The 15,455-nt window shown below is 38.9% G+C and carries 13 protein-coding genes and 1 pseudogene; 6 read left to right on the forward strand and 8 right to left on the reverse strand.

What is annotated here, in order from left to right; all coding sequences use genetic code 11:
- Window positions 1-15: 15 nt before the first annotated feature.
- From CFY84_RS06760 to CFY84_RS06795, 8 genes and pseudogenes are all read right to left on the reverse strand, one after another.
- Complete coding sequence (locus CFY84_RS06760) at window positions 16-297, reverse strand: hypothetical protein (RefSeq protein WP_088823464.1); 282 nt, start codon at window positions 295-297, stop codon at window positions 16-18.
- 105 nt (window positions 298-402) lie between these two features.
- On the reverse strand, window positions 403-909 hold the full coding sequence (locus tag CFY84_RS06765) for a DUF6586 family protein (RefSeq protein WP_088823465.1): 507 nt from the start codon (window positions 907-909) through the stop codon (window positions 403-405).
- A gap of 51 nt (window positions 910-960) precedes the next feature.
- Entirely contained in the window at window positions 961-1,209 is a 249-nt protein-coding gene (locus CFY84_RS06770) for an RNA recognition motif domain-containing protein (RefSeq protein WP_088823466.1), read from the reverse strand.
- Between the two features lie 60 nt (window positions 1,210-1,269).
- Window positions 1,270-3,255: pseudogene (locus tag CFY84_RS06775) on the reverse strand (ATP-dependent helicase).
- Between the two features lie 92 nt (window positions 3,256-3,347).
- Window positions 3,348-4,118, reverse strand: a complete 771-nt coding sequence (locus CFY84_RS06780) for a hypothetical protein (RefSeq protein ID WP_088823468.1) — start codon at window positions 4,116-4,118, stop codon at window positions 3,348-3,350.
- A 70-nt stretch (window positions 4,119-4,188) separates the two neighbouring features.
- The gene (gene topA / locus CFY84_RS06785) at window positions 4,189-6,834 is read right to left on the reverse strand and encodes a type I DNA topoisomerase (RefSeq protein WP_088823469.1); all 2,646 of its coding nucleotides are present in this window, start codon (window positions 6,832-6,834) and stop codon (window positions 4,189-4,191) included.
- A gap of 26 nt (window positions 6,835-6,860) precedes the next feature.
- Window positions 6,861-7,310 carry a hypothetical protein gene (locus CFY84_RS06790; protein ID WP_088823470.1) on the reverse strand — a complete coding sequence of 150 codons (450 nt, stop codon included), beginning with the start codon at window positions 7,308-7,310 and terminating at the stop codon, window positions 6,861-6,863.
- 131 nt (window positions 7,311-7,441) lie between these two features.
- Complete coding sequence (locus CFY84_RS06795; RefSeq protein ID WP_088823471.1) at window positions 7,442-7,687, reverse strand: SlyX family protein; 246 nt, start codon at window positions 7,685-7,687, stop codon at window positions 7,442-7,444.
- Window positions 7,688-7,725: 38 nt separating this feature from the next.
- Here CFY84_RS06795 and CFY84_RS06800 point away from each other — a divergent pair, with 38 nt between their 5' ends.
- The 6 genes from CFY84_RS06800 (at window position 7,726) to CFY84_RS06825 (ending at window position 15,445) form a co-directional block, all read left to right on the forward strand.
- Window positions 7,726-9,612 carry an ATP-binding cassette domain-containing protein gene (locus tag CFY84_RS06800; protein ID WP_088823472.1) on the forward strand — a complete coding sequence of 629 codons (1,887 nt, stop codon included), beginning with the start codon at window positions 7,726-7,728 and terminating at the stop codon, window positions 9,610-9,612.
- Window positions 9,613-10,359: 747 nt separating this feature from the next.
- Complete coding sequence (locus CFY84_RS06805) at window positions 10,360-10,899, forward strand: hypothetical protein (protein WP_143218771.1); 540 nt, start codon at window positions 10,360-10,362, stop codon at window positions 10,897-10,899.
- Between the two features lie 69 nt (window positions 10,900-10,968).
- Window positions 10,969-11,907, forward strand: coding sequence for an LpxL/LpxP family acyltransferase (locus tag CFY84_RS06810; protein ID WP_088823474.1), 939 nt, complete (start codon window positions 10,969-10,971; stop codon window positions 11,905-11,907).
- 29 nt (window positions 11,908-11,936) lie between these two features.
- A complete protein-coding gene (locus tag CFY84_RS06815; protein ID WP_088823475.1) occupies window positions 11,937-13,037 on the forward strand; it encodes a glycosyltransferase in 1,101 nt (366 codons plus the stop codon).
- A gap of 97 nt (window positions 13,038-13,134) precedes the next feature.
- Entirely contained in the window at window positions 13,135-14,250 is a 1,116-nt protein-coding gene (gene asd / locus CFY84_RS06820; RefSeq protein ID WP_088823476.1) for an aspartate-semialdehyde dehydrogenase, read from the forward strand.
- A 118-nt stretch (window positions 14,251-14,368) separates the two neighbouring features.
- Complete coding sequence (locus CFY84_RS06825; protein WP_456049142.1) at window positions 14,369-15,445, forward strand: type IV pilus assembly protein FimV; 1,077 nt, start codon at window positions 14,369-14,371, stop codon at window positions 15,443-15,445.
- The last annotated feature ends 10 nt before the right edge of the window (window positions 15,446-15,455 follow it).

The following is a 15,455-nucleotide window of genomic DNA, read 5'->3' on the forward strand; positions in this document are numbered from 1 at the left end:
AAGCATCAGTAAGCTTTAGCTAAGATACTTTGGTTGCTCATCTACAATTTCAGCATCAATTTGGTTCATTTGCTTTTCAAGCAAACCAAGTAATGCCGCTTGCACCATATTTTGAGCGATAAGGCCAGTTTGATCACCAAGCAACGCTTTGACTTCATCATTAAACTGAATGGTCATTAGAGGTGCTTTTTCTGAATCTGCATTACGTAATGCAAGCTCACCGCTTTCAAGCTGTACCAACTCAAGTACGGCTTCTTGACTACCGAATAAATCTTTTAGTTGCTGTTGGATAGACATCTAACCTCCATATGCACCATAGATGGATGCAATTCTTAACTCTTAGACTAACTTATATTTAGTCATAAATGCAAAATTCAAGTGTGATGAAACGTAATTCTTTTATTAAAATTCAACCATCTCAGCTCTAAAGCTTTCTATCAAATAAGAAAGTTGTTGATGCCAATCACGTAAAATTTCAGTATCTGGCAACCAAGACTGTGGACCTTGGGTTACCTTAATAATTAATTTTGAGGATGTATCTTGCTCAGCTTCAGTCGCCACAGGTTCAGGCGCATATTGGCACATGCGATAAGCACGATTTAGCTCAGCCAAAAAATTGTCTTTTGATAATTGTTTTAATATTGAAATTTCAGGTGAGACTTGACCTTTATCGCTCATGCGTTGTTCTATGGATTTTAAACTGGGTTCAGCATCATGTAAACGATAGTACCGCACCAGTTCTTGTAAAAACGCAAGTACCGCACCTTGTAAATGAAATACAGCAGCTTCTCGGTGCGCTTGAGCTTTTTGCAGATGTGCATCATTTTGTTCAGCATCCACACATGCAAGACGTGCAAAATATAACTTTTGATTGGTTCGATCTGCATGGTAACGCGCAACTCGAGACATGGCTGTTCCTTAGAGGTCAAGTGTGAATTTGGGTATTTTCAATCCAATACATTATTTTTCTGTATCTTCTGCCATTTTGACACGAATTCCAATCCCTTTCACGCGATAGGTGTTTAAACCTTTAATTGCTTTCACAGCTTCACGACCATTTGGCATTTCAACAAAACCAAAACCTTTCGATTTACCTGTCGCTTGATCTTTAACTAAAGTACAGTCACTAACTTGTCCAAAAGGTTTAAACAAATCAAACAACTCTTGCTCTGTAATTGATCGCTCTAGGTTTCTTACTAATATTTTCATCGTTTCACTCAATCATCATAAACAGTATCATCACTGTCTATTTTTTAAAGGTTGCACAGTTTAATCTAAATCTAAACCAAAAGTGATTCTTTTGACTTTAGGCGTTGTATTTTGTCGCGAATATGATCTGATTTATTCACGTTGATGAATTTGTATATCCACCAATGCAGTTGGTAAATCATTTAAAAAGTATTGACTGATTTTACGACCCTGCTCATCGACTTGATCAATACTCCATTGGACAAATTGGTGCTTAGTCAAAATCAATTCATTTTGTGCACGGGTCAAGGCAACATATAATACACGGCGCTCTTCTTCGACAGCATCAAAATCACCTTGAGCACGTGCATGTGGATATTGTCCAACGCTCAGATGAGGCACATAGCAGACCTTTTGCTCCGTACCTTTTGCAGAATGGATGGTGATAATAGTAACATGATCTTGGCTGGTTGCTTGCTGTACTTCCGAAATAGACACCGGCTCTAAAATGTACTCTTCTAAAAATGTTGCAACATGATTATGTTTTGCAGCCAACTGTTTCACCAATTCAACATCTTTTGCTCGGCGCTGCCAATCTTGATTATGATAATTTTTTTCAAGTTGTGGCGCCATCACCTCAAACGCAATACTTAAACATGCAACGACTTCCGTCTCTAATACCGTCAGTTGTTTCATTGCTAACACAACCGATGCAGGAATTTTAGTAACGTGCTGCTCAAGATAATCACAACAGGCCATTAAATCGTTTTGTGCCAATAATGCTGTGGTAATTTTGCTTGCACCGACATCACCAATACCATCCCACAGCGTTAAAAAGCGCATCCATGCAATATCATCTGTTGAGTTGACCACAACCCGTAATACACTGAGTAAGTCTTTCACATGAGCTGCTTCAAGTAGCTTGGTACCACCAATAAAACGATAAGGGATAGACATTTTAATTAGTGCGCTCTCTACATGTCGTGCAGCATAACTTGAGCGTACCAAAATCATATGATCGGCATACTCTGCTTGCTGCTCTTCATGGCGCTGTTTCAAATCTGTTGCTATCCAATGTGCCTCTTCAAACTCATTCGCAAAAATATGCAAGATCGGCACACTCTGCACTTGGCGATGGGCGGTTAATTGTTTGTCATAATGGATAGGACTGCTTTTTAACAGCCAATTGGATACATCTAAAATACCTTGTGTTGAACGATAATTATGTTCTAACCGAAATACAGTGGCGTCTGGAACATGTGTCGTAAATTGATGGATATTTTTAAAATCTGCCCCGCGAAATCCATAAATAGATTGAGCATCATCTCCAACACAAAATAATTGGATTTTTGCAAGTAATGGTGACAATAACGACCACTGTAACGGGTTGGTATCTTGCATTTCATCGACAAGAAATATTGGACTTAACTTGGCAACCCACTGACAAAGTTGCTCTGATGCCTGAAGATGCGCAGCTACAATTGCTAAAATATCATCATAATCTAAAAAACCACGTGCTTGCTTTCTTGATTCATAAGCTTGCATGACCGATTTAATTTCTTCTTTATAATCGATTGCATCAGGTAATATTCTAACAATCGCATCAGATAATTTAGACTGCGTGTTACGGGCAAATGAATAAATATCCGCAAGCTGTGCTGCTTTAGGCAGCACACTATCTCGTCCTTTCCCTCTTAACAACCGAAACATCAACAATTGGTCATCTCGGTCAATAATACTAAACTGCTCTAAGCCAAATGCTTGACGATTTCGTCTGAGTAAATAAATACAAAAGGTATGAAAGGTAGATGCTCTTAAGCCTTTGGCTTGATCTCCTAAATACTGTTCAACACGAGTCACAATTTCATGAGCAGCACGACGAGTAAACGTCAAAATTTGAATTTGGCTTGCAGGCACACCTTGAGAAATTAAATAAGCTGCACGTGCGACGATGGTTTTGGTTTTACCACAGCCTGCACCTGCCAAAACAAGGCTATGCTGAGCATCTGTGGTGGCTGCTTGTTTTTGCTGCTCATTTAACTCAGAAATTAATGACTGTAAACTCATATTGACGCCATGTGAAAGCTATTCTCCTTAGTGTATCAAAATCGTTTCAACTGAATGTAGCGTCTAGTAAAACAATGCATTAGTGCTTAAGTTTAGTTCCACCAATGCGTTGAAATCCAACCTACTTCTTTTGCAGTCTCATCATTTATGACGGTACGCTGTAAATTTCGTGGCATTACACTTTTTTGTTCTGTGATGGGAATATAACCTGCCATCAACTCTGCACGATGTTGTGGTAATAACGGAGATTGCGTTGGATTCGCATAACCTTGCGGATAAATAGGTTGCCCTGTCTTGAGGTCATATTTATCTTTCGCACCAAAAGCATGTAATAATTCATGTGTAATGATCACATTATTTTGTGGCTCTTGTTCTGCATTGGCAAAAATATTGGCAATGCCAATTCGCCCTCGCTCAAGTGCTGTTGAATGTTTTAATGATTTGGTGGCACTTGAATCATAATAATTCAAATACAAAGTCACTGTAGAGTAACCATCAGCGGCTTTTTCTTGCTGCCAAGCGTAATAGCGAAACTTTAAACTCCACAAGATGGTATCAAACACATTGGCATTGGCTTCAACCTTTGGTGGTGCTTCCTCTAGCGTACGACCTAAGACCATCATAAAATCGCCTTTTTTTTGATATCGCTTCGCGGTTTGTGCTAAATAATCACGTATTTCATAAAATTCTGGGGCGCTGAGGTTTTGAATATAAGCAGCTGTTGTTGCACGACCATCTGCATTAATCGGATGTAATAGCACAACTACAGGCTTGTCCCAATTTTGATTGGAATCTTGCCAAGCTTGGAATGCAACATATCCAAGTATAAATAATAAAATAATGACCCTAATTTTCTTCCACATTGCCTTGTCCCAATACATGAAAGCAAAAAAAGCTGGTCATTAACCAGCTTTTATACGATATAGGCCAAGATTAACTCTCAGCCCATTTTCCATCGGTATAAATCAAACTCCACTTGGTCGGTTTGCCTTCTGCATTTTCTGAACCAATATATTGCACTTGGTTCTTACGGCTAAATCGAACAATGGTTTGATTACCTTCTGGATCGCGATCTGGTGCTTCTAATAAAAATTGATATTTTGTGTCGAGTTGATCCGCCACAGTCCGTAATTCTGCCACTTTCGGTGCTCGAGTTTCTCTGACTTTCGGGAACTTGCTGGCTGCCAAAAACAATCCAGCTGCGCCATCTCTCAACACAAAATAATCATCATGCTTGGTTGAGCGAACATGTTCCATCTTAATCGGATCAACACGAGGCGGTGCTGGTTGCCCATTTTTTAATACTTTACGTGTATTTTCACACGCAGTACACGCAAAATATGGACCAAAACGCCCCGTCTTTAACTGCATTTCTGCATCACATTTGTCACATGGGATGCTTGGGCCATCATAGCCTTTAATTTTAAACTCGCCTTCTTCTACTTCAAATCCATCACAATCTGGATTATTACCACAGATATGAAGTTTTCGACCACCATCAATGACATAACTGTCCATTGCAGTAGAACATTTTGGACATCGACGACGAGACATTAAATCTGCGGTTTCTGCACCATCATCATCAGACAATACTGCCAATGATTCCACAGGTGCTAAGTTCAAGGTTCCTTTACAACGTTCTTTGGGTGGTAAGTTATAACCTGAACATCCTAAAAATACCCCAGTCGTGCCCGTTCGAATTTGCATTGGACGATCACATTCAGGGCAATGGACTTCTGCCACTTCAACAGGTTGGTTACGGCGCATGCCATTTTCACCCTGTGCAGTCACTAATCTATTTTTAAAGTCACCATAAAAACTGTCTAATAAATCTTTCCAGTTTTGCTCACCCACCGCAACTTTATCAAGCTGGCTTTCTAAATTGGCAGTAAACGCATAGTTCATCAAGTTATTAAAACTCTCACCTAAACGTTCAGTGACAATTTCACCCATTTTTTCTGCAAATAAACGGCGATTTTCTAACTTAACATAGCCACGATCTTGAATGGTGGAGATAATCGCAGCATAAGTTGATGGACGACCAATACCTTGTTTTTCAAGCTCTTTAACCAAAGATGCTTCGGTAAAACGTGCAGGCGGTTTGGTAAAGTGTTGGCTTGGGTCTAGCTTCTCAAGGGTTAATCGTTCGCCCACTTGAATATTTGGTAACAATACATCGTCATCCGACTTATTGGCACCACGAACTTTAGTGAAACCGTCAAATACCAAGGTACGACCTTTCGCTTTTAAATCCACCTCACCTGCATTAACATGCAAAGTTGATGATAAATATTCGACAGGTGTCATTTGGCATGCAACAAATTGGCGCCAAATTAAGTCATATAAACGTTGCGCGTCACGTTCAGCACCAGGCAACTGATCACCTTTTAAAGCCACATTCGATGGACGAATCGCTTCATGTGCCTCTTGTGCACCCGCTTTATTACCATAACGCACAGGTTGTTCAGGTAAATAACGTGCACCATGCTCTGATTGAATATAATCACGCACCATGTTGACAGCATCATCACTTAAATACGTTGAATCTGTACGCATATAAGTGATAAAACCAGCTTCATAAAGGCGCTGAGCCAAGGTCATGGTTTTCTTCACCGAAAAACCAAGTCGTGTACTTGCTGCTTGCTGCAAAGTAGATGTGATGTAAGGCGCACTTGGACTAACTTTAGTGGGTTTGTCCTCACGTTGTACTACTTTATACTCGACATTTGTTAAAGTTTGAAGAATTTTATCTGTTTCTGCTTTGTTTTTAAGCTTAAGTGTTTTACCTAAGTGTTTTACCGCTTCTAATCGAATTTTAGTATCATCTTTGGCAGTGTCTGCAAATATTTGCCAATATTCATCTGGAATAAATGCTCGAATTTCTTTTTCACGTTCAACTACAAGCTTCACTGCAACAGACTGTACTCGACCTGCTGATAACCCACGTGCAATTTTTTCCCACAGAAGTGGAGAAATCATAAAGCCAACCACACGGTCTAAAAAACGACGTGCTTGCTGTGCATTAACACGGTCTAAATCTAAACGGGTTGGTTTTTTAAATGCATCTTGAATTGAATTTTTAGTGATTTCATTAAACACCACACGGCGATAACGAGAGGCATCACCACCAATCACTTCACGCAAATGCCAAGCAATCGCTTCACCTTCACGGTCCAAATCCGTTGCAAGATAAATTTCATCAGCTTGTGCTGCTAGTTTTTTCAATTCAGCAACAACATTTTCTTTACCAGGTAAAATTTGATATTGCGCTTTCCAATCATGCTCTGGGTCAACACCCATCCGATTAACTAAAGCCTGCTGTGCTTTTAATTTTTTTTCTTCTTCTGTCAATTTCACGCGTGAAATTGGTTTTTTTTCTGCTGTTTTCGATACAGAGCCACCTGTCGGTAAGTCACGCACATGACCTACAGAAGATTTAACAATATATTCAGAGCCTAAATATTTATTTATTGTTTTTGCTTTAGCAGGCGACTCTACAATCACTAAAGCACGTTTTTTCGCAGCCGCTTCAGCCTGAACTGTTGTGCTGTTTGAAGTAGATCGAGACGCATTCGCCATAATCTTATATTTTTCCTATCGCTAAATTAAACTTTTGCTAAAGAAATTAAAAAGGATTTAATGTCTTCTAGCTGGCTTGCCTGCAAATTTGTTTCTTCATCCCAATACATACCAATGCTATTTGCCTGCATATCGATGGCATATACACCTGTGAATGTGACAGGATAGTGTTGGAATTTTTCAGCACCATATACCACATCAAACTGTCCATCTACAATGATGGCACGCATTAATGGCAATGTTGCTTTGGGCAACAGTACACTATAATAAGCCACCATACTGGCTCGATTCTCAGTCATTTTTGGTATCTTTGTCCAGTCTGGTGCAGCAACCAAACGTGGATACAACCCAATCCGCCGTGATAAATCACGCATTTCACCCAGTGCTTTTTCTCTTGGACTGACCCGTAACCCAAAGATCGAACCGACAACAAATACAACAATTAGTGCAATAATCCAAAAACCCATTGCTTGTATTTTCTCCTGTACACACCATTAGAGTGACATGATCTCTATAAAAAAGGCAAATTTTGCGATAAATGTGTAAAGCCTATAGCAAATGCTGTGTATAGTAATGTTGTATTTTAAATTTTCAATATTTATTATGCTTAATAATGCGGTGGTCTATTGGTCATAGGGTCAAATGTGGCAATACCTTCTGATAAATCAGCTGCATCTACACGATGATATAACAGTTGCATTTGTTTTTTTAAATCTGCAATTTCTTGGCTTTGATGAACCAATTGCGTATTTAACTGCTCAACTAAATCATCTAAAAATGCAATTCTGACTTGCAAATCTTCAATAGGTGCGGACAATGGCGTGTGATAATCATCATATGGTGGTTTTGTCATGGTAAGCACTCCTCAACTTTGAGACTTTAGGAAACACGATGGCCTATATTACTTTAAGGGATGTCCAACTTGCATTTGGTGGACCTGCCCTCCTCGACGGCGCAAATTTCACATTAGAACGTGGCGAGCGAGTATGTTTGATTGGGCGTAATGGTGAAGGTAAGTCTACTTTACTTAAGCTGATTGAAGGAAGCCTTCATGCAGATCAAGGCGAAATTTTAATACAAAACGGTTTAACTGTATCCATGCTCACCCAAGATGTACCGATGGATTCAGGCAAAGTGGCTGATATTGTTGCTAGCGGTGCAGGTGAAGCAGCTGACGTGCTTAGAGAGTATAATATTGCCAGTGATGCCTGTGTACTTGGCGACATGGCAGCTTGTGAACACATGGGTGATTTACAACACAAATTGGATCAATTAGATGGCTGGTCACTTGAAAATAAAGTGAATACCATTTTAGGAAAAATGGGCTTAGACCCAAATGTTGACTTGGCAGAACTGTCAGGTGGACGAAAACGCCGTGTTTTATTGGCACGTGCCTTATTAATGCAACCTGATATTCTATTGCTTGATGAGCCAACCAACCATTTGGATGTTGAAAGCATCGAATGGTTAGAAAAGTTTCTTCTTGAGCAAAATAATTTAACGCTTTTATTTATTTCGCATGACCGTTCATTTGTCGATCAAGTGGCGACACGAATTATTGAACTTGACCGCGGTCAGCTCAGAAGCTATGAAGGCAACTACTCACGTTACCTTGAATTAAAAGCGCAGCAGCTTGAAGCTGAAGAGAAACAAAATGCGTTATTTGATAAAAAACTAGCTGAAGAAGAAGCATGGATTCGTCAAGGTATTAAAGCGCGTCGTACCCGTAATGAGGGTCGTGTTCGTGATTTAAAAGCACTTCGCGAAGAATCAAAAGCACGCCGTTCACAACAAGGTAAAGTAAACATGGGCGTACAAGCCAGTCAGCGTTCTGGTAAATTGGTGTTTGATATTGAAAACCTCAATGTCAGTTATGGCGATACTTTGCTTATTCGTGACTTTTCAAGCGTGGTTATCCGTGGTGACCGTATTGGACTTGTCGGCGACAATGGTGTTGGTAAAACTACACTCGTTAAAGCCATCTTAGGTCAAATTGAATATACAGGTAGCGTAAAAACAGGTACACAGCTTGAAATTGCTTACTTTGACCAACTTCGCAATCAACTTGATCTTGAAAAATCAGTGTCTGATAACGTGTCAGAAGGGTCTGATTTTGTCGATGTGAATGGTCAACGCCGTCATATTTTAAGTTACTTACAAGATTTCTTATTTTCTCCAGAACGTGCAAGAACACCTGTTAAAGCACTCTCGGGTGGGGAAAGAAACCGTATTTTACTTGCTAAATTATTGCTTAAGCCATCAAATTTAATTGTGATGGATGAGCCAACCAATGATTTAGATATGGTGACTTTAGAGCTACTTGAAGATATGCTCTCACAATACAAAGGAACCTTGTTGCTGATTAGCCATGACCGTGCATTTATGGACAATGTAGTGACATCTACATGGGTATTTGATGGCAAAGGTCGAGTTGATGAGTATGTTGGCGGTTACCAAGACTATTTAGACCAACGTCCAACTGAACTACGTCAAGACACTGTCAAAAAGGATAAACAAGACAAAGCTTCAAGCAATCCTGTGGCGAAAAAAGTCAAGCTCAGCTATAAAGATCAGCGTGCTTTAGAACAGTTGCCTCAAGAAATTGAAGCTTTAGAACAAGAGCAAGCGACTTTAACTGAAAAGTTAGCCGATGGCTCTTGGTTTGTAAAAGATGCAGATGCAGCAACGAGTGCTAGCGAACGTTTAGCAGAAATTGAAGATGCATTACTTGAGAAGTTAGAACGTTGGGATGAGTTAGAAAACTTAACCAAAGGATAGGTTTTCTAATGTTTTAAAAGGCCACAGCTCATCTGTGGCCTTTTTAATGAAGGCAGGTAAATGCGATCAATTCAGCTTTATTAGATAGACATATTTTAGAAATGATATTAATTAAAAGTGGCAAAAAAAGACTAAAATGTACAAGACCATGTTTATCTAACATTGCTGCTAATGATTCAGTACAAGTACATCTGACCTTTAGTCAACTGCAAATATTTTACTTTGCTAAAATGATTGAATGATGAATTTAATTTTTTATATTAAATGTAACATTCTAAATTTATTATAAAAATACTTTCATATAAAATGATTTGACTCATTTAACACAACTCTATTATGACCTTTTTCAATGCGATTGGTTTGTCTTCAGTATGGTCTCTTATATATTGCACTCTTTTACTATTGGGTATTCGTTTTCTTTTGCAATCTTCTGAATTGCCAACACGAGAAAAAAACTTTCTTTTCAGCCTATTTAGAAGCTCAAGCATCACGGTGCTTATGCTCATGGTATCTATTTTATTATCCAAAGTCTTTCCCCAAAATAGTTTCGTTGACCTCAGCTTTTTTATTCATTGTATTAATGTGGTCTTCACGATATATGTTGTTATCTTGATTTTTATCAACCCTATTCGAATTATTACATTTTTTGATAATAATCAAATATTTAAAAAAGTTTTATATATTATCTTGTCTATTATTACCATCTCGATAATACGGGTCCTTTTTTCTAAGGACAAACTAGGCACTTTGTTTGAAATTGCATACTTGTTCATCATACTAATGCCCTATTTAGCACTATGGCCTGTATTATTATTAACCAAGTTAGAGAAAAACCGTTTATTAAAATATTTTCTTCGTATCCACATCTGTCTTGGCTTCATTACAAGCCTAGTTTTTCTCGGTGATTGTCTAGGTCCTCAAGGAGAGATGGGGCCAGGAATCATAATACTACCTTTTTTATTACCTGCAATTTCAATGGGTTCTTTAATAGCTTATCTTGCCTATATCACTACCTTTTTCGTTGTATTAAAATTATTACACAAGCTATTCAAGCTTAAAGTTTTATATGCACTATGTTCACTTACATTACTATCTTGTTTATATTTTCAATATATTTGGTGGACTGATTATTATACCCCTGTTTCAATTCCAAGACGCGTTTATGGCTGGAATATTATCACGGCGGTTTTTCCATGGTTGGCTGTTGTTTTTGCCATTATTATTGCAAAATATAAAGAAAAAATAATCTTTAAAGCCAAATGTACAATGGTAAATGATGGGGTTTAGAATTGAAATTACTCTTAGCATCAGATCATGCTAGACTATATCTAATTTAATACCACCATTTACAAACCCATGAGCAGTACGCCATTTCGCTATATTCCTGGCCAATTTTATTGGTCTTTTTTACTTCCTAAGTATTGGATGCTTTGGATTGCGATTCTGCTGCTTATGTTGCTTGCCATATTACCATGGGCAATTCAACGGCGTTTAGCTCATATACTCGCCAATATCTGCTGGAAATATCTCAAATCACGGCGTAAAACCACCCTCAAAAATTTAAAAGTTTGCTTTCCAGAGTGGACAGTTGCAAAAAGAGAACAACAAGGAAAACAGGTATTTCATGACATGATGCTTGGCATCTTTGAAACGCTTAATGCATGGTACTGTCCATCTTGGTTTAAACACCGTGTCACCATTGAAGGACTTGAGCATATTACACAGGCTCAACAACAAGGCATGGGCATCCTTCTGATGGGGACACACAGTACACTCCTTGATGCCGGTGGATATATTTGTGCTCAGTTTTTTGATCCAAGTGTCGTTTATCGACCGCAAAACAACCCATTATTAGATATGTTGGTCTATCGCTGCCGAGCCACCATTTATCAGCATCAGATTGACCATGACGATATGCGTGGCCTGATTAAAAATTTAAAAGCAGGGCAAGCCATTTGGTACAGTCCTGACCAGGATTTTGGTTTAAAGCAAGGTGTGATGGCGCCTTTTTTTGGTACGCCTGCTGCAACCGTTACAGCACATCGTCGCTTACTTAAAATTTCAAAAGCTGTAGCTATTCCGTTATACTTTTATCGTCATGGTGATGAATCTGATCCACGGTATACCATTTTAATTGAGCCTATCATTCCAAACCTGCCATCAGATGATGAACTTGATGATGCAACACGGATGAATCAAATTATAGCGCAACAATTGCGTATTGCACCCACGCAATACATGTGGTTCCATCGCCGTTTTAAAACACGCCCTGAGGGTTATGACGACATTTATTAAACTCGATATTTTAAACTGAGCCCTTTATTATGAAAGTGATGCAACTTCTTCCAGAACTCAATAGCGGTGGTGTAGAACGTGGCACACTTGAAATTGCACATGCTTTAGTGAATCAAGGCCATCAATCTGTGGTTGTTTCGCATGGTGGACGTCTAGTACCACAACTTGAGGCTGAGGGTTCAAAACATGTTCAGCTCGCAATTCATAAAAAATCTCTCTCGAGCTTATTGCAAATCCGACCGCTTCGACAACTCATTATTCAAGAACAACCAGATATTCTTCATGTGCGCTCACGTGTTCCTGCATGGCTTACCCACTTTGCATTAAAAGGGATACTCAAATCAAAACGTCCACATTTGGTCAGCACTGTTCATGGTTTTTATTCTGTGAATCGCTATAGTGCGATTATGACGCAAGCTGAAAACGTGATTGCTGTTTCAGACAGTGTCGTTTCATATATCAAAGACAATTATCCTGAATGGCCGAATCGCGAAATTACCCGTATTTATCGAGGTATTGACCCGAAAGCATTTCCACATAATTATCAGCCTTCGGCTGAATGGCTTCAGCAGGTATACCTCGACTACCCTCAACTTGAGAACAAACTACTCATTTGCTTACCAGGACGGATCACCCGCTTAAAAGGTCATGAAACACTACTTCGCATCATGGCACATTTAAAGCAGGCATACCCTCATGTCCATGCCGTGGTAGTCGGCGGTGCAGACATGAAAAAACAAGCTTATTTAAGAGAGCTTGAACAATCTGTGCAGGATCAAGACTTGGTAGATCAGGTAACGTTTGTTGGTCACCGTTCAGATATTCGAAAATGGCTGGCATTGAGTGATCTTGTTTTATCATTATCAAGTCAAGCAGAAACCTTCGGTCGAACCACCTTAGAAGCCCTGTCATTAGGCACACCTGTTATTGGTTGGAACCGTGGTGGAGTTGCTGAAATTTTATCGGTGCTTTATCCAAAAGGCCTCATTGATGTCAATGATCAAACGCATTTAATTCAATGCATTGAAGAACATATTCAGTCAAGACACTCTGTCCCTGTGGTCAATCAGTTTAGTTTAGACGATATGTGTCAGCAAACCATTCAGCTATATCAGAAAATTATAAAATAAATATCAGTTTGTTGGGCGAAAGTACTACTTGCAGTTCATCTAAGGTTTGGTACACTCTTAGTTCATTTTTATTTTTAACACACCGAGGCACAATGACATGAAAGTAGGTCTGGTCGGTTGGCGTGGGATGGTTGGTTCTGTCCTCATGCAACGTATGGTTGAAGAAAACGATTTTGCTCACTTTGAGCCATTTTATTTTTCTACCAGTAACGCAGGTGGTGAAGCCCCTGCTTTTGGCGGTAAAACCGCCCCAGCACTTATGGACGCAGCAGACATTAATAGTCTAAAGCAAATGGATGTCATTATTACCTGTCAAGGTGGCGATTATACATCTTCTGTATATGGCAAACTTAAAGAAACGGGTTGGTCAGGTTTTTGGATTGATGCTGCATCGACATTAAGAATGTCAGATGATGCAGTCATCGTACTCGATCCTGTGAATCAGCAGCATATTCAGACTGCTCTCACCCAAGGAATCACAACCTATGTGGGTGGTAACTGTACAGTTTCATTGATGCTCATGGGCTTAGGTTCGCTATTTCAAAATAACTTGGTTGAATGGATGAGTGCCATGACCTATCAAGCTGCATCAGGTGCAGGCGCGCAAAATATGCGTGAATTGATTTCAGGTATGGGTTACTTATACAACAATACCAAAACTTTACTAGATGATCCGAAATCTGCCATTTTAGACATTGACCGTGAAGTTGCAGCATTACAACGCGGTGAGGGTTTTCCTAAAGATCACTTTGGCGTACCACTTGCAGGCTCATTGATTCCATATATCGACAAACAATTGGAAAATGGGCAGTCTAAAGAAGAATGGAAAGCGCAAGCAGAAACCAACAAAATTTTAGGCAACACAACGATTGTGCCAATTGATGGCCATTGTGTTCGTATTGGGGCAATGCGTTGTCACTCACAAGCATTAACGCTGAAATTAAAGCAAGATGTTCCTTTAGATGAAATTGAAGATATGATTCGTCAATCAAATCCATGGGCAAAAGTTATACCAAACACCCGTGAAGCATCAATGCATGAACTCTCGCCTGTGGCTGTAACAGGGACACTTTCTGTACCTGTTGGTCGTTTACGTAAACTCAATATGGGTAAAGAGTATTTAGGTGCTTTCACCGTTGGTGACCAATTGCTTTGGGGTGCAGCTGAACCTTTACGCCGTATGTTACGTATTTTAATTGATTACAAATCTTAAAATGATCATTTAAATTCAAAAAGCCAATCAAATTGATTGGCTTTTTGTATAAAAAATTTACAAATGCAAAACATCTCGCTACATTAGAGCTTGTCTTTACTTTTATTAAATCAGTGCAATGACCTCTATAATAAAACTTTCTGCTTCTACGCTGTTTTTTTGTTGCTTAGCTCAATTCAGTCATGCATTAATTTTGGGTCAACCGTCTATTCCGAGCACAAAAGAACGCATATTATATATGGAGCTGCCATATACAGAGGCTGTCAACAGCAAGTCCATTCAAGCAGGTTTAGCGGATGGTGAAGACGTTTCTACATTAGGCATTAAAAATAAAGATTTAAATTTTACAGTTCGAAAAACCACGACTAGTCGTGGCGTCATTATCATTACATCCTCAAAACCAATTCGCCATGACCGTGTTAACTTTGTCATTCGAGTGAAAGAGCTAGATACACCTTATTTCAAACGAATTGATGTTCCATTTAAAACGATTCAAGCAAATAAAAATGAAGAACATAGCTTGACGCCAATTAAAATTAGAAGCGAACAGGAAATTTCATCAAACTTACATTCAACTCAAAAAACAGCTGTTGTTGAAAAAGCAGAGACGGTCAAAAGTACCACACCCGCTAAAAAAAACACTTTATTGAGCTACCCAGTTCAATCGGATGAAACTTTATGGTCTATTGCATCTAAAATTTCAGTACAGACCAACCAACCTATTTTTAAAATTTTAAAAACCATCAAGTCAAATAATGTTGATGCATTTACAGAACTTGGTGGTAATGAACTTAAAGAACACACTGTTCTCAATATTCCACGCAGCTATTTTAATAAAAAACAAATTCGTGAAATTGAAAAAAGACAGCAAAATTTTTCTGCACAAGTAAAATCAACAAGTAAAGACACAGCATCATCAGAACCTGCTACAACAAGTGACTCATCTGCATTTGTTACAAAAAATCAATCAGCGGTACAACCAAGCCATTCCAAAATAACGAAAAAAACCAAACCTGTACCAACTGTACGCCAAGAAGTCAGACAAATTAAAGTAAGGATGGAATCACTCGAGCGGGAAATCACTCATTTGGAGCGTGAACTTAAACAAAAAGATGCTAAACTAGATATAATTAATGTCAGATTAGCGCAACTTCGCAAACAGCTTAGAAAATTAAACAGCAGAATTGCGACTTAAGAGACACACT

Source organism: Acinetobacter apis (genome assembly GCF_900197575.1).
Lineage (GTDB): Bacteria > Pseudomonadota > Gammaproteobacteria > Pseudomonadales > Moraxellaceae > Acinetobacter > Acinetobacter apis.

What these genes read in the sequence shown, in the direction of transcription:
- CFY84_RS06760 (WP_088823464.1), bottom strand. Translation starts at nt 297, where the DNA reads ATGTCTATCCAACAGCAACTAAAAGATTTATTCGGTAGTCAAGAAGCC.
- CFY84_RS06765 (WP_088823465.1), bottom strand. Translation starts at nt 909, where the DNA reads ATGTCTCGAGTTGCGCGTTACCATGCAGATCGAACCAATCAAAAGTTA.
- CFY84_RS06770 (WP_088823466.1), bottom strand. Translation starts at nt 1,209, where the DNA reads ATGAAAATATTAGTAAGAAACCTAGAGCGATCAATTACAGAGCAAGAG.
- CFY84_RS06780 (WP_088823468.1), bottom strand. Translation starts at nt 4,118, where the DNA reads ATGTGGAAGAAAATTAGGGTCATTATTTTATTATTTATACTTGGATAT.
- topA (WP_088823469.1), bottom strand. Translation starts at nt 6,834, where the DNA reads ATGGCGAATGCGTCTCGATCTACTTCAAACAGCACAACAGTTCAGGCT.
- CFY84_RS06795 (WP_088823471.1), bottom strand. Translation starts at nt 7,687, where the DNA reads ATGACAAAACCACCATATGATGATTATCACACGCCATTGTCCGCACCT.
- CFY84_RS06800 (WP_088823472.1), top strand. Translation starts at nt 7,726, where the DNA reads ATGGCCTATATTACTTTAAGGGATGTCCAACTTGCATTTGGTGGACCT.
- CFY84_RS06810 (WP_088823474.1), top strand. Translation starts at nt 10,969, where the DNA reads ATGAGCAGTACGCCATTTCGCTATATTCCTGGCCAATTTTATTGGTCT.
- CFY84_RS06815 (WP_088823475.1), top strand. Translation starts at nt 11,937, where the DNA reads ATGAAAGTGATGCAACTTCTTCCAGAACTCAATAGCGGTGGTGTAGAA.
- asd (WP_088823476.1), top strand. Translation starts at nt 13,135, where the DNA reads ATGAAAGTAGGTCTGGTCGGTTGGCGTGGGATGGTTGGTTCTGTCCTC.
- CFY84_RS06825 (WP_456049142.1), top strand. Translation starts at nt 14,369, where the DNA reads ATGACCTCTATAATAAAACTTTCTGCTTCTACGCTGTTTTTTTGTTGC.